Here is a 20,694-nt window from a genome sequence, read left to right on the forward strand (position 1 = left end):
GCAAACGCCACCTGTTTCTTACGGTTTTCTCGCCACCGGCACATCCAGATTTTTCAGTATTTCCACAAAGGGAGAGGGATTCTCTTTGTTAAACAGTGCCCATACCCGATGGCGTGCCCGGGTCAGCGCCACGTACATTAACCGCCGTTCTTCAGCGTCCGGGAAATCCTCAACCGGTGGCAGTAGCGCCTCTTCCATAATCGACTCCCGCGCCGCAGCCGGAAAACCATCACTTCCCTCCTGCAAGCCAACGATGATGACGTAATCCGCCTGTTGCCCTTTGCTGGCATGAATGGTCATAAAGTCGATTTGCAACTTCGGCCAGCGTGTTGCCGCTTTTTCCAGGCTGGCAGGCCTCATGTGATGGTAACGCGCCAGGATCAGAATGCGCTCTTCCGGTTTGGCATAACCAGAGAGCTTATCCAGCAAAGCGTCAAGTTGACTCTCATCCAATAACGTGACGGCTTTTTTGTCTCCATTGGTTAAGCTGTTTAGCGGCTTTTTCAGCTGGCCTGGGTTCTGCTGAATAAACCGGTTTGCCACCTTACCGATACGACTGTTAAAACGGTAAGTCGTGTCTAAATCACAACGTTCGCCTTCACCAAAGTTTTCATGGAAAGCGGTGGTGAGCGACATTTGCGCACCGCTGAATCGGTAAATCGCCTGCCAGTCATCACCAACAGCGAACAACGTCGTCTGACTGTTTTGCTTGCGTAATGCCGCTAACAACGCTGCCCGCTGCGGCGAGATATCCTGAAATTCATCAACCAGAATATGCTTCCACGGGCTGATAAAGCGACCTTTCTCCAGAATCACAATCGCCTGATGAATAAGGCCCGAAAAATCGACAGCGTTTTCTGCCTTCAGCGCACCTTTCCAGGCTTTTAATAACGGGGCCATCAACTTGATACGTTTACTGAACAGATCGCGAATCTCTTCGGGTGCACTGGCAATCATTTCTGCCTGTGCACCACCGTGCATCCGCATCAGACTTACCCAGCGATCGAGGCGAGAGGCAAGGCGACGCTGTAATTTTTCATCATCCCAGAAGTTACCTTCTGGCACTGACCACTGCATTTCTTCCGTCAGCCATTGCCGCCAGCCCTTCGCCTGCGCTTTCTTTTCGCTGCATTGCTTGCGCCACTCAGCAATAAAGAGTTCATGACGGGCAGCGGTATCATTTTCCAGTTTGCTGACTATCGGAACTTTTTTGCTGCCCTGCTGAATAATATGCAGCGCCAGCGCATGAAACGTGCGTGCGGTAATGTCTTCGGTATGTAGCCGTTCGCGAATCCGCTCGTCCATCTCTTCAGCGGCTTTGCGACCAAACGCCAGCAATAAAATTTGCTCAGGGGACGCTTCACCACGCGCCAGCAACCAGCCTGCACGGGCCACCAGCACCGACGTTTTTCCGCTTCCTGCACCTGCCAGCACTAACAGAGAATGCTCGCCATTAACGACTGCCCGGGCCTGCGCCGGATTCAGCGGTGAAGACTCGACCTGGCGGAAAAAATCCGCATACTCGGTAAGCATGGCTTCGGTATACGCCTGGTTATGCTGCAACCGAGCGCTTTCAATATCTTTCAACCAGGCCTGACATTTACGCCACGCCTCACGGCAGTTATCGAATTCTTCCAGTCGGTTAACCGGCAACGGCAACGCCGACAAAGCCTGGCGGATTTGTTGCTGAACGCCAGAGGTTTGCTCACGCGTCAGCCATTTATTTTCTCCAGTGCGCGTGGCAATCAAATCCAGTTGCTGGCGTAAAACACCAGACGCAATTTCGCTCATCTCGCCACTCCACCGCCGCCAGTGAGCATCAAGATGATGGTAAAAACGCTGCGTCTCGCCCCATTCGGTGCCGTGCAGACGCACCACTTTTTCGTCCGGCAGTACAAATTCCAGCTCGCCCCATACCAGACCGCGCTTACAGTGAATCGCCAGTAATTGATTGAAAGGAATAAGGTATTCGTGGCGATCGCCGGAGACTTTAATCCCGGCATTGAGGATCACCGCCCGATCGTAAGGGTGCTGTGCCAGACGTTTTCCAAGCGTTGTCGCTTTCAGTTCCATGACTCTGTAGATCCACACGAAATTATTTCTTATCAGTGTAACCGTCAGAGAAAACGTGCTCCAGCCCAAAAAAACGTTACAATTGCCGCCCATTACTGAAAACCACAGTAAAGCGAGGTTTTATGCGTACCGTTTTGAACATTCTGAACTTTGTGCTTGGCGGATTTGCCACCACTCTGGGCTGGCTGTTGGCGACTCTGGTCAGTATTGTGCTGATTTTTACCTTACCGCTGACACGATCCTGCTGGGAGATCACTAAACTATCTCTGGTGCCTTATGGCAATGAAGCTATTCATGTCGATGAACTGAACCCGGCTGGCAAAAATGTGCTGCTGAATACTGGCGGTACGGTATTGAATATTTTCTGGCTGATTTTCTTTGGCTGGTGGTTATGCCTGATGCACATTGCAACGGGCATCGCACAATGTATTTCAATCATTGGCATTCCTGTCGGCATTGCGAACTTTAAAATTGCCGCTATTGCACTATGGCCGGTTGGTCGTCGCGTGGTATCGGTAGAAACAGCGCAAGCTGCGCGTGAAGCCAATGCACGTCGTCGTTTTGAATAATCCACTAATATGGCCTTTATGCTAAGTCCTTTGCTCAAACGCTATACCTGGAACAGCGCCTGGCTGTATTACGCGCGTATTTTTATTGCGCTTTGTGGAACCACAGCGTTTCCGTGGTGGCTGGGTGATGTAAAACTGACGATTCCGCTAACGCTGGGGATGGTGGCAGCGGCGCTGACCGATCTCGATGACCGACTGGCGGGACGTTTGCGTAACCTCATCATTACGCTGTTCTGCTTTTTTATCGCCTCGGCCTCAGTAGAATTGCTGTTTCCCTGGCCCTGGCTATTTGCGATTGGCTTAACGCTCTCTACCAGCGGCTTCATTTTGCTCGGCGGTCTGGGTCAACGCTATGCAACAATTGCCTTCGGTGCATTGCTGATCGCCATTTACACTATGTTGGGAACATCACTGTATGAGCACTGGTATCAGCAGCCGATGTATCTGCTGGCCGGTGCCGTCTGGTACAACGTCCTGACACTTATTGGTCATCTGCTGTTCCCGGTCCGCCCGCTGCAGGACAACCTGGCGCGTTGCTATGAACAACTGGCGCGTTATCTTGAGCTCAAGTCGCGCATGTTTGATCCTGATATTGAAGATGAAAGCCAGGCACCGCTGTACGATTTGGCTCTCGCCAACGGTCTGCTGATGGCGACATTGAATCAGACGAAACTCTCGCTGCTGACCCGCTTACGTGGCGATCGTGGTCAACGGGGAACGCGTCGCACGCTGCATTATTACTTTGTCGCACAGGATATTCACGAGCGTGCCAGCTCTTCTCATATTCAGTATCAAACATTGCGTGAACATTTTCGCCACAGCGACGTGCTGTTCCGTTTTCAGCGGCTGATGTCGATGCAGGGCCAGGCGTGCCAGCAACTGTCACGCTGTATTTTGTTGCGTCAGCCTTATCAACATGATCCGCATTTTGAGCGCGCTTTTACGCATATTGATGCTGCGCTGGAGCGGATGCGCGATAACGGCGCACCCGCCGATTTACTCAAAACACTGGGATTTTTGCTGAACAATTTACGCGCCATTGATGCCCAACTGGCAACAATTGAATCAGAACAGGCCCAGGCACTACCCCATAATAATGACGAAAATGAGCTCGCTGATGACAGCCCGCACGGGTTGAGTGATATCTGGCTGCGTCTTAGCCGTCACTTCACGCCGGAATCCGCCCTCTTCCGTCATGCGGTAAGAATGTCGCTGGTGTTGTGCTTCGGCTACGCCATCATTCAGATAACCGGAATGCATCACGGGTATTGGATCTTGCTGACAAGTTTGTTTGTCTGCCAGCCAAACTATAACGCCACGCGCCACCGCCTGAAGTTAAGGATTATTGGTACGCTGGTAGGTATCGCCATTGGCATTCCTGTGCTGTGGTTTGTGCCATCACTGGAAGGGCAGCTGGTGCTGCTGGTTATTACCGGCGTGCTCTTTTTTGCCTTCCGTAACGTGCAATACGCTCATGCAACGATGTTCATCACACTTTTGGTGCTACTGTGTTTTAACTTACTGGGTGAAGGTTTTGAAGTAGCGTTACCTCGCGTAATCGATACGCTGATTGGTTGTGCCATTGCGTGGGCGGCAGTGAGCTACATCTGGCCTGACTGGCAGTTTCGCAATCTGCCGCGCATGCTCGAACGCGCCACAGAGGCCAACTGTCGGTATCTCGATGCCATACTGGAGCAATACCATCAGGGGCGTGATAACCGTCTGGCGTATCGTATTGCCCGCCGCGATGCACACAACCGTGATGCTGAGCTGGCGTCGGTGGTATCAAATATGTCCAGCGAGCCGAACGTTACCCCGCAAATTCGCGAAGCCGCGTTTCGGTTGCTGTGCCTTAACCATACGTTTACCAGCTATATCTCAGCCCTCGGTGCTCACCGGGAGCAGTTAACTAATCCTGAAATTCTGGCGTTTCTTGATGACGCAGTTTGCTATGTTGATGACGCGTTACATCATCAACCTGCTGATGAAGAACGCGTCAATGAGGCATTAGCTAGCCTGAAACAGCGGATGCAGCAACTTGAACCACGGGCAGACAGCAAAGAACCTCTGGTCGTACAACAAGTTGGATTATTGATTGCATTACTGCCTGAGATTGGTCGTCTGCAACGCCAGATTACTCAAGTTCCGCAGGAAACTCCTGTTTCGGCGTAAGAGAGTCAGCCCATTCTGCAAGCTCCTGGCGGCGTGCCACCGGGAGCGCAGCTTCATGAATGCCGATAATGGCACCTTCAAGCATAAACAGAATCTTTTCTGTCACCAGACTGTTTTGCTGCCGCAGTCGCAACCAACACATTTTTGCCCCAAGTATACGTAACGCCCGTACATCCTTAATCCCCACCTCCCCGAGAATCGCTTCCAGATGAAAAGACATATTGGGCAAATCTTTCAGTCTTTCCCGGGTATTGCGCGTGCTTTTCTCTTTCAGCGCTGCATCGAGAGAATATTTCGACAGACGCACCAGCTTCAGTTGATTTCGCCATAGACTTTCATCAACCCGATAGTAATTGAGGGTAACGGATCGGCCACACTTTTTATATGTCAGCCAGACAGGCGGATGTTTTACACAGTACTGTGCACTTTGCTCACAAGCCCGAAGATACAACTCACCATCAGAAACCATCGCAAACACCGTGTCGTCAACGGTCAGGCTGTAACTGCCAAACAATGATCGGTATTCAATTGTGCCCAACGTTGCCAGGTATTCTTGTGATTTATAGATCCGCTTATAGGAGAGGCTTTTCATAAAATTCCTTTTAAAATCATAACATAAAAGAATGATTCACATTAACGGATCCGTTAACTACGAAAATAGGCAACTTATTCTTAAGGGGCAAGATTAATTTATGTTTTCCCGTCACCAACGACAAAATTTGCGAGGCTCTTTCCGAAAATAGGGTTGATCTTTGTTGTCACTGGATGTACTGTACATCCATACAGTAACTCACAGGGGCTGGATTGATTATGTACACTTCAGGCTATGCACATCGTTCTTCGTCGTTCTCATCCGCAGCAAGTAAAATTGCGCGTGTCTCTACGGAAAACACTACAGCCGGGCTTATCAGTGAAGTTGTCTATCGCGAAGATCAGCCCATGATGACGCAACTTCTACTGTTGCCATTGTTACAGCAACTCGGTCAGCAATCGCGCTGGCAACTCTGGTTAACACCGCAACAAAAACTGAGTCGGGAATGGGTTCAGGCATCTGGGCTACCCTTAACGAAAGTAATGCAGATTAGCCAGCTCTCCCCTTGCCACACTGTGGAGTCAATGGTTCGCGCTTTACGCACGGGCAATTACAGTGTGGTGATCGGTTGGTTGGCAGATGATTTGACTGAAGAAGAGCATGCTGAACTTGTTGATGCGGCAAATGAAGGTAACGCTATGGGGTTTATTATGCGTCCGGTAAGCGCATCCTCTCACGCCACGAGACAACTTTCCGGGCTAAAAATTCACTCTAATTTGTATCATTAAGTAAATTTAGGATTAATCCTGGAACTTTTTTTGTCGCCCAGCCAATGCTTTCAGTCGTGACTAATTTTCCTTGCGGAGGCTTGTCTGAAGCGGTTTCCGCGATTTTCTTCTGTAAATTGTCGCTGACAAAAAAGATTAAACATACCTTATACAAGACTTTTTTTTCATATGCCTGACGGAGTTCACACTTGTAAGTTTTCAACTACGTTGTAGACTTTACATCGCCAGGGGTGCTCGGCATAAGCCGAAGATATCGGTAGAGTTAATTGAGCAGATCCCCCGGTGAAGGATTTAACCGTGTTATCTCGTTGGAGATATTCATGGCGTATTTTGGATGATAACGAGGCGCAAAAAATGAAAAAGACAGCTATCGCGATTGCAGTGGCACTGGCTGGTTTCGCTACCGTAGCGCAGGCCGCTCCGAAAGATAACACCTGGTACACTGGTGCTAAACTGGGCTGGTCCCAGTACCATGACACTGGTTTCATCAACAACAATGGCCCGACCCATGAAAACCAACTGGGCGCTGGTGCTTTTGGTGGTTACCAGGTTAACCCGTATGTTGGCTTTGAAATGGGTTACGACTGGTTAGGTCGTATGCCGTACAAAGGCAGCGTTGAAAACGGTGCATACAAAGCTCAGGGCGTTCAACTGACCGCTAAACTGGGTTACCCAATCACTGACGACCTGGACATCTACACTCGTCTGGGTGGTATGGTATGGCGTGCAGACACTAAATCCAACGTTTATGGTAAAAACCACGACACCGGCGTTTCTCCGGTCTTCGCTGGCGGTGTTGAGTACGCGATCACTCCTGAAATCGCTACCCGTCTGGAATACCAGTGGACCAACAACATCGGTGACGCACACACCATCGGCACTCGTCCGGACAACGGCATGCTGAGCCTGGGGGTTTCCTACCGTTTCGGTCAGGGCGAAGCAGCTCCAGTAGTTGCTCCGGCTCCAGCTCCGGCACCGGAAGTACAGACCAAGCACTTCACTCTGAAGTCTGACGTTCTGTTCAACTTCAACAAAGCAACCCTGAAACCGGAAGGTCAGGCTGCTCTGGATCAGCTGTACAGCCAGCTGAGCAACCTGGATCCGAAAGACGGTTCCGTAGTTGTTCTGGGTTACACCGACCGCATCGGTTCTGACGCTTACAACCAGGGTCTGTCCGAGCGCCGTGCTCAGTCTGTTGTTGATTACCTGATCTCCAAAGGTATCCCGGCAGACAAGATCTCCGCACGTGGTATGGGCGAATCCAACCCGGTTACTGGCAACACCTGTGACAACGTGAAACAGCGTGCTGCACTGATCGACTGCCTGGCTCCGGATCGTCGCGTAGAGATCGAAGTTAAAGGTATCAAAGACGTTGTAACTCAGCCGCAGGCTTAAGTTCTCGTCTGGTAGAAAAACCCCGCTGCTGCGGGGTTTTTTTTGCCTTTAGTAAATTGAACTGACTTTCGTCAGTTATTCCTTACCCAGCAATGCCTGCAGATCCTGCTTCAGAGAAGACATTTTATTCGCGTATTTCTCTTTGTTTTCCGCATCTTCAATCAGCTGAACAATCGTTTCAGAAAGCGTTTTACCGCGACGCTGCGCAAGACCAGCCAGACGTTGCCAGACAATAAATTCCAGATCGATCGATTTTTTGCGCGTATGCTGGTGTTCCGCATTAAAATGGCGCTTTCGTCTTGCCCGAATGGTTTGCTTCATGCGATTGACCAGTTCCGGATTCATATGCTTGTCAATCCAGCCATTTACCAGCACGGGTTCATTTTCCAGCGAGAGCAACACATCGACGGCTTCCTGGGCGGCACTGGCTTCTATGTAACGGGTGATTAACTCCCCTTCGCGATGCTTCTTCACCAGATACTTCCATTTCCAACCGCTTTCAAGATTTTCAAGTTGTTGATATTTCATAGCGATCTCAATGTTACCGTGTAACTCTTTACAGAATATCAGCTTTTTAGGCCAGTGAAGAAAAGAATCTCCATCCTGTGAGCTTTAACGCCCATGCCTGGAGTATTGTCGGTGCTTTCTACGTGTGCTGTAGTGCCGGTTACGGTATAATCGCGGCTTTGACAACAGACTAAAAAACATCAACTTTGACCATTACGAAACTTGCATGGCGTGACCTGGTTCCTGATACCGATAGCTATCAGGAAATATTTGCTCAGCCACATTTGATTGACGAAAACGATCCTTTATTCAGTGATACTCAACCGCGGCTGCAATTTGCGCTGGAGCAGTTGCTGCATACGCGAGCATCCTCCTCTTTTATGCTGGCGAAGGCCCCGGAAGAGTCTGAGTATCTGAATCTTATTGCCAATGCCGCGCGTACGCTACAAAGCGATGCAGGCCAACTGGTGGGCGGTCACTATGAGGTTTCCGGCCACTCCATCCGCTTACGTCACGCAGTGAGTGCAGATGATAATTTTGCGACTTTAACGCAAGTTGTCGCTGCCGACTGGGTAGAAGCGGAGCAACTCTTTGGCTGCCTGCGCCAGTTTAATGGCGACATTACCCTGCAGCCTGGTCTGGTGCATCAGGCAAATGGCGGTATTCTCATCATCTCTTTGCGTACACTGCTGGCGCAACCTCTGCTGTGGATGCGGCTGAAAAATATCGTTAACCGCGAGCGTTTTGACTGGGTTGCGTTTGATGAGTCGCGCCCTCTCCCCGTCTCTGTGCCTTCGATGCCATTGAAGCTGAAAGTCATTCTGGTAGGCGAACGCGAATCATTGGCTGATTTCCAGGAGATGGAGCCAGAGCTTTCAGAGCAGGCTATTTATAGCGAATTTGAAGATACTCTGCAGATTGTCGATGCGGAGTCAGTAACCCAGTGGTGTCGCTGGGTGACATTTACCGCCAGACATAATCACTTACCTGCACCGGGAGCGGATGCCTGGCCGGTACTTATCCGCGAAGCAGCACGCTACACCGGTGAACAAGAAACACTTCCGCTTAGCCCGCAGTGGATCCTCCGCCAGTGTAAAGAGGTCGCCTCCCTGTGTGATGGCGACACCTTCTCCGGCGAGCAGCTAAACTTAATGCTGCAGCAGCGTGAATGGCGCGAAGGTTTCCTCGCTGAACGTATGCAGGATGAGATCCTTCAGGAGCAAATCCTGATTGAAACCGAAGGCGAACGCATCGGGCAAATTAACGCCCTTTCGGTCATTGAATTTCCGGGTCATCCACGCGCTTTTGGCGAACCTTCTCGCATTAGCTGCGTTGTGCATATTGGCGATGGTGAATTCACCGACATCGAACGCAAAGCGGAGCTTGGCGGCAATATCCATGCGAAAGGGATGATGATCATGCAAGCGTTCCTGATGTCGGAACTACAGCTTGAGCAACAGATCCCCTTCTCAGCATCGCTGACATTTGAGCAGTCATACAGTGAAGTTGATGGAGATAGTGCCTCGATGGCTGAACTCTGCGCCCTGATAAGCGCCCTCGCCGATGTGCCGGTGAATCAGAGTATCGCTATCACAGGTTCAGTCGATCAGTTCGGTCGCGCCCAGCCGGTCGGTGGTTTAAATGAGAAAATCGAAGGCTTCTTTGCTATTTGCCAGCAACGTGAGTTAACCGGGAAACAAGGTGTCATTATCCCCACAGCTAACGTTCGCCATTTAAGTCTTCACAGTGAACTAGTGAAAGCGGTAGAAGAAGGCAAATTCACCATCTGGGCAGTAGACGATGTGACTGACGCACTGCCGTTATTATTAAATCTGGTGTGGGATGGCGAAGGCCAAACGACGCTGATGCAAACCATCCAGGAACGTATCGCGCAAGCATCGCAACAGGAAGGACGTCACCGTTTTCCATGGCCATTACGTTGGCTGAACTGGTTTATTCCGAACTGATCGGACTTGTTCAGCGTACACGTGTTAGCTATCCTGCGTGCTTCAATAAAATAAGGCTTACAGAGAACATGGTAGATAAACGCGAATCCTATACAAAAGAAGACCTTCTTGCCTCTGGTCGCGGTGAACTGTTTGGCGCTAAAGGCCCGCAATTGCCAGCACCGAATATGCTGATGATGGACCGTGTGGTCAAAATGACCGAAACGGGTGGTAACTTCGACAAAGGGTATGTTGAAGCAGAACTGGATATCAATCCGGATCTGTGGTTCTTCGGATGCCACTTTATTGGCGATCCGGTTATGCCGGGATGCCTGGGCCTGGACGCAATGTGGCAGCTGGTAGGGTTCTACCTCGGCTGGCTGGGCGGCGAAGGTAAAGGCCGCGCACTGGGCGTTGGCGAAGTGAAATTCACTGGTCAGGTACTGCCGACAGCGAAAAAAGTGACCTACCGTATTCACTTTAAACGCATTGTTAACCGTCGTCTGATTATGGGCCTGGCGGATGGAGAAGTGCTGGTTGATGGTCGTTTGATCTATACCGCCAGCGACCTGAAAGTCGGTCTGTTCCAGGATACTTCTGCCTTCTGATTATAATCAGACAGAGTATCAAAAGGCGAAACCTCCGCAATGCGGAGGTTTCTTTTTAAAGAGACAGAATCAGGCCATTACTACCCTGTCCGCCATGGCTTCTCGCCAGCCTCCCAGCCATTGTGACCTTTGATTCAGCGTCTGATAGGGACACATTTCTTTTGAGCGTCCGGCGATGCCGGCCTGATAACCACGTTGATGTGCCCGTTCCAGGCGATCTCGTTTTTGTCTCTTCATGCCTCGTTTCCCTCATACTGGTTTCTGGTGGAAAAGAAAACAGTGATTACTAAATGTGCAATCACAGTTAAGCAATACCGCGAATCATAACTGCCGTCAATGCGCAAAATTCACGCCACTGTCATATTTGTGAGCTACACGGGTATGTCGGTTGTACAAAAAATGTAAAGAGGAACAACTTTTTCCGCACGTTAGAAACAAAAAAACCGCCTCAGGCAACATACCGGAGACGGTTATATTTACAAATCTTTATAATTAAGGTAGACGCTTTATCTCTTGCGCAATAGAAGCGGCTTCCTGACTCCAGACACTGGCCAGTACTTTAACCATCTCATCGTAACCATCCTGAGTTTGCACTCCTTCCAGACGGAACGGACGTTTGATCAGTTGTCCCTGGTGGTTCAACAGCCACTCACCACTGACAATGACCTTGCCATCATAGCGACCGTTAAACTCCGTTACGGTAACATTGAGCGTGTCCTGGGCGCTTCCCAGAGGCTGGGAGGCAACCACCCAGCCGGGCAGTTGCGTACTCAGGTTGGCAACCAGGGTGTTGCGCAATTGTTGATCCAACGGGCTGGCCCACAAGTTGTTGTTGGCAATCACATACTTCACATCACTGGTTTGATAAACCACACCATTCCCCGCCAGATAGTCAGGAACAGTGACCTGCTCTACCCATAACAGACGATTGCCCTGGCTGGCGGTACTTTGTGTACCGCTCTGCACCACAGGTAACTGGTAATAGTTTTTATTAATTTCGCCGGAGCTGCATCCGGCCAGCCACAGTGCTGCAATCGTCACTAGCCACTTTTTCATTGTTTCGCCCTCTTCGGCTCTGGATCTTTTTTGTCCTTCGCTTCAAATACCAGCGCGTTACTCTTCTCATTGAGCGTTTTCAGCACCGGTTGCAGTTCTCGCAACACCTGATCAAGGCGCTGCATATCCGCCACCATCTTGTTGTAGGCTGCGGAGCCAGGCTGGAAGCCCTGCATGCTGCGATTCAATTCACGCAACGTTGACTGCATATCCGTCGGCAACTGCTGCATCGACTGGCTGGCGAGGATCTTGTTCATGCTATCCAGCGTCGTTTGCAGGTTTTTCATTGTGCGCTGACTTTCAGAAAGCGTACTGGTTGCCTGTTCAATCATCGGATTCAATGGCAGTTTGTTGATCTTATCCAACGCTTCCATCAGTCGTTGCTGGATTTGCGCCAGGCCGCCGCTAACAGTCGGGATAATCTGATAACCATTAAATTCACGAATACCGGTTATTGCAGGCGTATTTGGATAGAAATCAAGATCAACATACAGTGCACCAGTGACCAGGTTTCCGGTTTTCAGCGATCCGCGTAAACCACGTTTCAACAATTCGCCAAGGTGCTCAACAACATCCGCATTTTCGCCAAGCTGCATTTTCAGCCGCTCTGGCTCGATACGAATCAGTACCGGAATACGGTAATCATCGTTAAATGTCTGACGCATATTCGGCGCAAAGAATGGCACTTTGCTTACGGTACCCAGGCGAATACCCCGGAATTCTACCGGAGCTCCCGGTTGCAGACCGCGTACCGAATCTTTAAAGAACATCAGATAATCAATGTGATCGGTGTACAACGAATCCTGAATGCTCTTCTGATCATCATACAAAACGAAAGCTGTTTTCGGTGCCACTGGCTGCCCTAAATCCAGACCTTCCGGCACATCAAAGCTAACACCGCCACTAAGCAGCGTTGTCAATGAGCCCATCTCCACACGCATCCCCGCTGACGTCAGATCAACCGCAATGCCACTATCTTTCCAGAAGCGAACATTGCTGGTCACCAGTCGGTCATAAGGTGCATTGATGAACAGTTGATAACTGATATTGCGTTTTTGCGTATCGAAGGTGCTGGTTTCAACCGAACCTACCCGATAGCCACGGAACAGCACCGGATCTCCTGGCGAGAGCTGCCCGGCTTTTTTGCTATCGAGAATCACACGGATACCTTTCGCATCAGGCGGGGCCAACGGTGGCGAGTCCAGCAAATCGTATTTATCCATTTTGCTGCCTTTCGCGCCTGGCTGCAGTTCGATATAAACTCCAGACAGCAGCGTTCCCAGGCCGCTAATCCCTTCGCGACCAATCTGCGGTTTCACCACCCAAAAGACGGTGTCTTTATGCAGCAATTTTTCCATACCAGAATTCAGCCGCACTTTGATTTCAACGTGCGTCAAATCATCAGCCAGTGTGGCGCTTTCAACCACGCCGACGTCAACGCTACGGCTTTTAATGGTGGTTTTGCCACCTTCAATTCCTTCCGCATTCGCGGTGATCAGGGTCACTTCCAGTCCCTGATGGCTGTAATGATAAAAAAGAACCCAGGCCCCAATGAGCGCCGTGACGATAGGAAATATCCACACGGGAGACCAGTTCTTCACTTTCTGGATTTTGGCTTCCCCATTATTAGATTCCATACTGTCAGGACTCCTCATGCTCTGATTCAGGTTGACGATCCCACGACAAACGCGGGTCAAACGTCATAGCAGAAAACATTGTCATTATGACGACTAAAGCAAACATTAATGCACCCATTGCCGGATAAATACTCATTAAACCTCCCATACGCACCAGCGCCGAGAGCACCGCGATAACGAAAACGTCAATCATCGACCAGCGGCCTACAAACTCAACAACTTCATAAATCAAATGCATTCTTTCACTGTCGCGCTTGCCATGCCCTTTGGCATCCCAACACAGCCACGCGATGGCGATCATCTTTAACGTTGGCACCATAATACTGGCCAGAAAGATCACCGCAGCGACGGGATAAGAGCCTTCGCTCCATAACAGAATGACCCCAGCGAGAATCGTCGACGGCATCTTCGAGCCTAATAAATCCGTCACCATGATGGGCAAAATATTAGCCGGAAGATACAGCATGATGGACGTTACAAGCAGCGCGAGTGTCCACTGCAGGCTGTTTCTACGCCGAACGTACCCTTTGGTACTACAACGCGGGCACACGGGTTCATCAGCAGGAAGGATTGCCGTACAACAGGAGCACGAACGCAGCCCCTGACGTATCCCCGTGACGCCTGGTTTTAGCGGCTGGCGCAGTTCTGGCATCGGGGCGATGTCGTCCCATAACCAGCGACGATCAACGCACTGAAAAGCGCGCAGTTGCAGGACACAAAATAAACACCAGGGGAGAAAGCTGCTGCCTACCCCAATGCTGCCGTAAGCCATCAGTTTAACGAAACTGACCAGCACACCAGCGAGGAAAATCTCCGCCATTCCCCAGGTTTTGAGTTGAAAAAGCACCCGTGCCAGTTGCTCTTTTAAACGGACCGGTAATTCCGCGCGATTCACCAGTAACAGAATGGTTATCAGACAAAACGCGGGAACCAGTTGCACAAACAACAGGAAAAAGGTGCCGAGGCTGGCGTAGTCCTCAGAAAAAAGCACGCCGGGAATTTCCAGTAATGTAATTTCACTGGTAACTCCTGCAACGTTCATATTCACAAAAGGAAACAAGTTGGACAGCAACAGCATGAACAGTGCAGCCAACGCATAGGCGGTCGGACGCTGCCGAGGGGCATCCCACGCCACGGTTAACGTTGTGCCACACCGGGGACATGCCGCTTTCTGACCATGCTCAAGGCGCGGTAACGCCACCAGCATGTCACACTGCGAGCACAGGATGTGCTTCGCGGCATGATGATGTTCGCACATTGGTACTCCTTAATGATGCGCTATTTTACAGATGACTAACAAAGTGTTGGTTTTCATGCCTGATAAACCCAGTTCATCAGGCAATTTTACCGTTGTCAGCTGTCTCTGTTTAAATCGACTATTTTGCGATCAGCCACCATTTTTTAACGCTTCAAGATACTCCCAGCGTTCAAAGGCTTGCTCCAGCTCCTGCTCTGCAGCAGCCATATCGGCGAGCACTTTTTGTGTCTGCTCATGTGGCTGACTGAAGAAGGAAGCATCCGCCACCTGCGTCTGTAGGGCTTCCAGCTTCGCCTCCAGATCTTCGAGCAATTGCGGTAGCTGCTCCAGTTCGCGCTGCAATTTATAGCTTAGTTTGCTACTGCTGCGTTTTACAGTTTCTGCTTTTGCCGCGGCGGCTTCTTCGGTTTTTTTCACCGCAGGCTGTTTGAGCGCCACATACTGCTCTTGCTGACCACGGGCATCATGATAACCGCCGACATAACGACCAATTTTACCGCCGCCTTCGAAGATCCAACATTCTGTAACGGTGTTATCGACAAACTGACGATCGTGGCTAACCAGCAATACCGTGCCCTGATAGCTGTCGATCAGTTCTTCCAGCAGTTCCAGCGTTTCGACATCAAGATCGTTGGTCGGTTCGTCAAGAATCAATAAGTTGCTTGGTTTGAGGAACAAACGCGCCAGCAGCAAGCGGTTCCGCTCACCGCCAGAAAGCGCACGTACCGGCGTCATCGCCCGTTTCGGATGGAACAGAAAGTCCTGCAAATAGCCCAATACGTGGCGTGGCTTGCCGTTAACCATCACCTCTTGCTTACCTTCGGCAAGGTTATCCATCACCGTTTTATCGGGATCCAGTTCCGCGCGGTGCTGATCGAAATAAGCCACTTCCAGTTTGGTGCCAACGTGAATACGCCCGCTGTCCGCTTGAAGCTGACCGAGCATCAGTTTCAGCAGCGTGGTTTTGCCGCACCCATTCGGACCAATCAGGGCAATTTTGTCGCCACGTAGAACCTGGGCCGAAAAATCTTTCACCAGTTGCTTACCGTCAACCTGGTAGCAAACGTCTTCCATTTCGAAAACGATCTTACCGGAGCGGCTGGCCTCTTCCACCTGCATCTTTGCGGTACCCATCACTTCGCGACGTTCACCACGCTCGCGACGCATTGCTTTCAGGGCGCGTACGCGGCCTTCATTACGGGTACGGCGTGCTTTGATCCCCTGGCGGATCCACACCTCTTCCTGCGCCAGTTTGCGATCGAACTCGGCATTTTGTAGTTCTTCCACGCGCAGGGCTTCTTCTTTTTCAAGCAGGTACTGGTCGTAATTCCCTGGATAGGTCACCAGCTTGCCGCGATCGAGATCAACAATGCGCGTCGCCATATTGCGGATAAACGAACGGTCGTGGGAGATGAAAATAATCGTCCCATTGAAGGTTTTAAGGAACCCTTCCAGCCAGTCGATGGTTTCAATATCCAGGTGGTTTGTCGGTTCATCAAGCAACAGCACGCGCGGATTACTCACCAGCGCGCGTCCTAATGCCGCTTTACGCAACCAGCCGCCGGAAAGCGACGACAGCGCAACATTAGGATCTAACCCCAGTTGCGCCAGCACTTCGTTGATGCGGTTTTCCAGCTGCCACAGGTTGTGGTGATCCAACTGTTCCTGAACCTTCGCCAGTTCGTTGAGATTTTTCTCGCTCGGGTCGTTCATCACCAGGCGCGAAATATCGTGATAGCGTTTCAGATATTCCGCTTGTTCTTCAATGCCTTCGGCAACGAAATCATAAACGCTACCCTCAACGTTACGCGGCGGATCCTGTTGCAGACGAGCTACAATCAAATCTTGCTCGTAAATAATGCGACCGTCATCCAGCCCTTGTTCACGGTTGAGGATTTTCATTAACGTCGATTTGCCCGCGCCGTTGCGACCCACCAGACAAACACGTTCGTTATCTTCGATATGCAGTTCTGCGTTATCGAGAAGCGGCGCGTCGCTGAACGACAGCCATGCGCCATGCATACTGATTAATGACATTACTATTCCTTTCAGGCTGCGGTAATCAGCCAGCAGTTGTGGATCTGGCGGTTACGGGCGAAATCCTGGGAGAGCGTTTTTTGCGTAATTTCTTGTGCTTTCAGTCCCAGTTTTGCCAGGCCGTCGAGATCCATACGGAAGCCACGTTTGTTGTTCGAGAACATGATCGTCCCACCTGCACGCAGCAGACGTTTCAAATCTTTCATCAGCGCCATATGATCGCGCTGAACATCAAACGCATCTTCCATTCGTTTTGAGTTAGAGAAGGTTGGCGGATCGATAAAGATCAGATCAAACTGTTCATTTGCCTCACGCAGCCACGCCAGGCAATCGGCCTGAATCAGGCGATGCGCACGCCCGGTCAGGCCATTCAGACGCAGGTTGCGTTCTGCCCACTCCAGATAAGTACGCGACATATCCACGGTGGTGGTGCTGCGCGCGCCGCCTAATCCCGCATGCACGGTGGCGCTACCGGTATAAGAGAACAGGTTGAGGAAATCTTTGCCTTTGCTCATCTGACCGAGCATACGGCGGGCGATACGGTGATCGAGGAACAGACCAGTATCGAGATAATCCGTCAGGTTCACCCACAAGTGAGCGTTATATTCGGTAACTTCAAGAAACTCGCCCTTCTCGCCCAGTTTCTGGTACTGGTTTTTGCCCTTCTGGCGTTCACGGGTTTTCAGCACCAGTTTGTTTGGCGCAATCCCCAGTACCGAAATGGTTGCAGCGATAATATCGAACAGACGCTGACGCGCTTTGTGAGCATCAATAGTTTTTGGCGGCGCATACTCCTGCACCACCACCCAGTCGGCATAACGGTCAACGGCAACGTTATATTCCGGTAGATCGGCGTCATACAGGCGGTAACATTCAATTCCTTCCTGGCGAGCCCACTTCTCGAATTTTTTGAGGTTCTTACGCAGGCGGTTGGCGTAGTCTTCCGCTACCATCGCCGGTTTGCTGTCTGGAGTGCTTTCGGCAACGTGGTAATTTTTCTGTACGCAGTCCAGCGGGCCGTTTTTCGCCTTGTACTGTTTGTCTGCACGCAGCTGCAAGCAGCTTAGCAGATCCGGCGAGGCACTAAACAAAGAGAGATTCCAGCCACCAAACTGGTTTTTCATGATCCGACCCAGCAGGCTATGCAGCGCAATCAGCGCCGGTTCGCTGTCCAGACGTTCCCCGTATGGCGGGTTGCTCAACACTGTGCCGTACGGCCCTTTCGGCAGCGGATTGGTCAGTTGCGCGACATCTTTCACCTCAAAGGTGATCAGTTCACCAATCCCCGCAAGACGGGCGTTAGTGCGCGCACGTTGAATCACCCGTGCGTCGCTGTCCGAACCGTAAAAATGAGAGCTATACTCAGCCAGGCCTTTACGGGCACGAGTTTGCGCTTCCGCTTTCACTTCCTGCCAGATAGCTTCATCATGCTGCACCCAGCCGCTAAAGCCCCAACGCCCACGGTGCAAGCCTGGTGCGCGATCGGTCGCTAGCATCGCCGCTTCAATCAGCAACGTACCGGAACCACACATCGGATCGAGCAGCGGTGTTCCTGGCTGCCAGCCGGTTCGCATCACAATAGCGGCTGCCAGGGTTTCTTTGATCGGCGCAATACCAGCACGATCGCGATAGCCACGCAGATGTAAACCATCACCACTCAGATCAAGAGCGATACTGGCGGTTTCTTTATGCAGCCAGACGTTAACGCGGATATCCGGCGCATCGCGATCAACATTTGGACGCGGCAGATTTTTCCGCGTGAAAGCATCGACGATCGCGTCTTTCACTTTCATCGCGCCGTACTGACTGTTGCGGATGGTGTCATTCAAACCACTGAAGTGGACAGCGAAGGTCGCGCCAAGATTAAACATCTCTGTCCAGTTGATCGCCTGAACACCGAGATAGAGGTCTAAATCGCTGTAAACCTTACACTCGCCCAGCGGCAACATAATACGCGAGGCCAGGCGGCTCCACATCAGGCTCTGGTAAACAAGCCGTGTGTCGCCCTTGAAATGGACCCCACCCTGAACCACCTGGCATTCAACGGCCCCCAGGTTTTCCAGTTCAGTTTTTAACAGCTCTTCCAGCCCACGGGCCGTACTGGCAAACAGAGAATTCATATCGTCACTTTTACTCTAAGAGCCTACCGCAGTAGGCGTAATTGTTGCAGTCAGTCTGGACATGGACAGCGCGGAGAAACCGGAGCGTACACAAGTACGTGAGGATTTCGAGCACAACCCAGGGCCAAACTGACAAATAAAATAGCCTAATGGGACAGGCGCTAAGAAAATTGTTGCGCATTATAGCTAATAAGCGCGTCATGTCATAAAGTTGAGGGCTTATTTTCATTTGAGGACCGCACCGTGGCGACATTAACCCGGCTTTTTATTCATCCTGTTAAATCGATGCGCGGCATTGGTCTTACACATGCTCTGGCTGATGTCAGTGGTCTGGCCTTCGATCGCATCTTTATGATCACGGAACCTGACGGTACGTTTATTACCGCTCGCCAGTTTCCCCAGATGGTACGGTTTACTCCTTCACCTGTGCATGATGGCTTGCATCTCACCGCACCAGATGGCAGTAGCGCATATGTTCGTTTTGCTGATTTCGCCACACAAGACGCACCAACCGAAGTTTGGGGCACACATTTTACCGCGCGAATTGCGCCAGACGCGATCAACAAATGGCTAAGTGGATTTTTCTCCCGCGAAGTGCAATTACGCTGGGTGGGGCCACAAATGACCCGGCGCGTGAAACGCCACAACACTGTACCTCTGTCATTTGCTGATGGCTATCCTTACCTTCTTGCTAACGAAGCCTCGTTACGTGATCTCCAACAACGTTGTCCGGCCAGTGTAAAAATGGAGCAATTCCGCCCCAATCTGGTGGTTTCCGGCGCGTCAGCCTGGGAAGAAGATCGCTGGAAAGTGATTCGCATTGGTGATGTGGTGTTTGATGTGGTTAAACCTTGTAGCCGCTGTATTTTCACCACCGTCAGCCCAGAAAAAGGGCAAAAACATCCGGCAGGCGAACCATTAAAAACATTGCAATCTTTCCGCACTGCCCAGGATAACGGCGATGTCGATTTTGGTCAGAATTTAATTGCCCGTAATAGCGGCGTGATTCGCGTTGGCGATGAGGTGGAAATTCTGGCAACGGCTCCGGCAAAAATTTACGGCGCAGCTGCCGCTGATGATACCGCCAACATCACGCAACAACCGGACGCAAATGTAGATATTGACTGGCAGGGACAGGCATTTCGTGGAAATAACCAACAGGTGTTGCTGGAGCAATTAGAAAATCAGGGAATTCGTATCCCTTATTCTTGCCGCGCGGGCATTTGTGGAAGTTGCCGTGTTCAGCTTTTAGAAGGCGAAGTCACGCCGCTGAAAAAATCAGCAATGGGCGATGATGGCACCATTCTTTGCTGTAGCTGTGTACCGAAGACTGCACTTAAGTTGGCGCGTTAGACTGCCTGTTCGAGGCTGAAGCTGTCAACATTAACCTGCGGTTTCAGCCTGTCGTTCATGATTTTAATGGCGTCGCCCAACTGCATCGCGCGACCCGCAATAACAACGCAGGGTTGTGCCAGCAGGCATAGTGCGGCATTTTCGCCAGATTCAACGACCAGCAAATTGACCTGCTCGTGAGTATCGCTCAACCAAACGCAGGCCGCATCGCCCGGCATGGGCACCCACATTTCACCATGGGAAACAAAATGCCAGCTTTTCGGCATTTGCGGTTTGAGATAGCGAATTGCTACCAGTGCATTCAGCACCAGTTCGGCTTTTTGTTCTTTAGATAAATTAAAATCGCGGCACTTTTCTTCAAAAGAGAAATAGAGCGCGGCGTCGTCAACGCAAAAGCCTGCGGGAGAAAAGGCATCTGGAGTCAACATCTTGCGCGCAAAACGTGAGCGAAATAGCATACCATTGGCTAAATCGAGCATCATTCGATCGTGCTCTTCATCGTAATACCAACGCCAGTTATCGTCTGGTTTAATTCGCATCTGCCTCTCCCCTACCCTATAAAACCGCAGCAACACAATCCATTGTCGCTTCGCTTAATAACCTCAACAATAAAAGTACAAAATGTCTAAATAAGCAACAGCGA

The 20,694-nt window shown here is 50.8% G+C and carries 17 protein-coding genes; 7 read left to right on the plus strand and 10 right to left on the minus strand.

The window, feature by feature from the left end:
- Positions 1–18 precede the first annotated feature (18 nt).
- On the minus strand, positions 19–2,073 hold the full coding sequence (helD, locus tag C1P89_RS10575; RefSeq protein WP_000420537.1) for a DNA helicase IV: 2,055 nt from the start codon (positions 2,071–2,073) through the stop codon (positions 19–21).
- A 122-nt stretch (positions 2,074–2,195) separates the two neighbouring features.
- On the opposite strand from helD, the gene C1P89_RS10580 reads away from it, so the two are divergent.
- Positions 2,196–2,642, plus strand: a complete 447-nt coding sequence (locus C1P89_RS10580) for a YccF domain-containing protein (protein ID WP_001261235.1) — start codon at positions 2,196–2,198, stop codon at positions 2,640–2,642.
- Positions 2,643–2,651: 9 nt separating this feature from the next.
- Positions 2,652–4,814, plus strand: coding sequence for a YccS family putative transporter (yccS, locus tag C1P89_RS10585; protein WP_000875023.1), 2,163 nt, complete (start codon positions 2,652–2,654; stop codon positions 4,812–4,814).
- Here the strand turns inward: yccS and sxy are convergent.
- Positions 4,777–5,406, minus strand: a complete 630-nt coding sequence (gene sxy / locus C1P89_RS10590; RefSeq protein WP_000839153.1) for a CRP-S regulon transcriptional coactivator Sxy — start codon at positions 5,404–5,406, stop codon at positions 4,777–4,779. The genes yccS and sxy overlap by 38 nt on opposite strands.
- Positions 5,407–5,624: 218 nt before the next feature.
- Between sxy and sulA the strand changes: the two genes are divergently transcribed.
- Together sulA and ompA are read left to right on the plus strand one after the other, a co-directional pair.
- Entirely contained in the window at positions 5,625–6,134 is a 510-nt protein-coding gene (gene sulA / locus C1P89_RS10595) for an SOS-induced cell division inhibitor SulA (protein ID WP_000288710.1), read from the plus strand.
- Between the two features lie 354 nt (positions 6,135–6,488).
- Positions 6,489–7,529 carry a porin OmpA gene (gene ompA / locus C1P89_RS10600; protein WP_000750416.1) on the plus strand — a complete coding sequence of 347 codons (1,041 nt, stop codon included), beginning with the start codon at positions 6,489–6,491 and terminating at the stop codon, positions 7,527–7,529.
- 75 nt (positions 7,530–7,604) lie between these two features.
- Here ompA and matP read toward each other — a convergent pair whose 3' ends face one another.
- Positions 7,605–8,057, minus strand: coding sequence for a macrodomain Ter protein MatP (gene matP / locus C1P89_RS10605; protein WP_000877161.1), 453 nt, complete (start codon positions 8,055–8,057; stop codon positions 7,605–7,607).
- 185 nt (positions 8,058–8,242) lie between these two features.
- On the opposite strand from matP, the gene C1P89_RS10610 reads away from it, so the two are divergent.
- Together C1P89_RS10610 and fabA are read left to right on the plus strand one after the other, a co-directional pair.
- On the plus strand, positions 8,243–10,003 hold the full coding sequence (locus C1P89_RS10610; protein WP_000156526.1) for an AAA family ATPase: 1,761 nt from the start codon (positions 8,243–8,245) through the stop codon (positions 10,001–10,003).
- 68 nt (positions 10,004–10,071) lie between these two features.
- On the plus strand, positions 10,072–10,590 hold the full coding sequence (fabA, locus tag C1P89_RS10615; RefSeq protein ID WP_000227927.1) for a bifunctional 3-hydroxydecanoyl-ACP dehydratase/trans-2-decenoyl-ACP isomerase: 519 nt from the start codon (positions 10,072–10,074) through the stop codon (positions 10,588–10,590).
- A gap of 69 nt (positions 10,591–10,659) precedes the next feature.
- Here fabA and rmf read toward each other — a convergent pair whose 3' ends face one another.
- The 6 genes from rmf to rlmKL form a co-directional block, all read right to left on the minus strand.
- Positions 10,660–10,827, minus strand: coding sequence for a ribosome modulation factor (rmf, locus tag C1P89_RS10620; protein WP_000828648.1), 168 nt, complete (start codon positions 10,825–10,827; stop codon positions 10,660–10,662).
- A gap of 255 nt (positions 10,828–11,082) precedes the next feature.
- Entirely contained in the window at positions 11,083–11,646 is a 564-nt protein-coding gene (pqiC, locus tag C1P89_RS10625; protein ID WP_000759123.1) for a membrane integrity-associated transporter subunit PqiC, read from the minus strand.
- Positions 11,643–13,283 carry an intermembrane transport protein PqiB gene (gene pqiB / locus C1P89_RS10630; protein ID WP_000445523.1) on the minus strand — a complete coding sequence of 547 codons (1,641 nt, stop codon included), beginning with the start codon at positions 13,281–13,283 and terminating at the stop codon, positions 11,643–11,645. Before pqiB ends, pqiC begins: the two co-directional genes overlap by 4 nt.
- Positions 13,284–13,287: 4 nt before the next feature.
- Entirely contained in the window at positions 13,288–14,541 is a 1,254-nt protein-coding gene (gene pqiA, locus C1P89_RS10635) for a membrane integrity-associated transporter subunit PqiA (RefSeq protein WP_000333176.1), read from the minus strand.
- A gap of 129 nt (positions 14,542–14,670) precedes the next feature.
- Positions 14,671–16,578, minus strand: a complete 1,908-nt coding sequence (locus C1P89_RS10640) for an ABC transporter ATP-binding protein (RefSeq protein ID WP_000053089.1) — start codon at positions 16,576–16,578, stop codon at positions 14,671–14,673.
- A gap of 11 nt (positions 16,579–16,589) precedes the next feature.
- Entirely contained in the window at positions 16,590–18,698 is a 2,109-nt protein-coding gene (rlmKL, locus tag C1P89_RS10645; protein ID WP_001086492.1) for a bifunctional 23S rRNA (guanine(2069)-N(7))-methyltransferase RlmK/23S rRNA (guanine(2445)-N(2))-methyltransferase RlmL, read from the minus strand.
- Between the two features lie 243 nt (positions 18,699–18,941).
- On the opposite strand from rlmKL, the gene ycbX reads away from it, so the two are divergent.
- Positions 18,942–20,051: a 6-N-hydroxylaminopurine resistance protein YcbX gene (gene ycbX / locus C1P89_RS10650; protein ID WP_000224270.1), complete on the plus strand. Its 1,110-nt coding sequence runs from the start codon at positions 18,942–18,944 to the stop codon at positions 20,049–20,051.
- Here the strand turns inward: ycbX and zapC are convergent.
- Positions 20,048–20,590: a cell division protein ZapC gene (zapC, locus tag C1P89_RS10655; protein WP_001295353.1), complete on the minus strand. Its 543-nt coding sequence runs from the start codon at positions 20,588–20,590 to the stop codon at positions 20,048–20,050. The two genes, ycbX and zapC, sit on opposite strands and share 4 nt — an antisense overlap.
- Positions 20,591–20,694: the final 104 nt, after the last annotated feature.

Source organism: Shigella sonnei (assembly GCF_002950395.1).
GTDB lineage: Bacteria > Pseudomonadota > Gammaproteobacteria > Enterobacterales > Enterobacteriaceae > ECMA0423.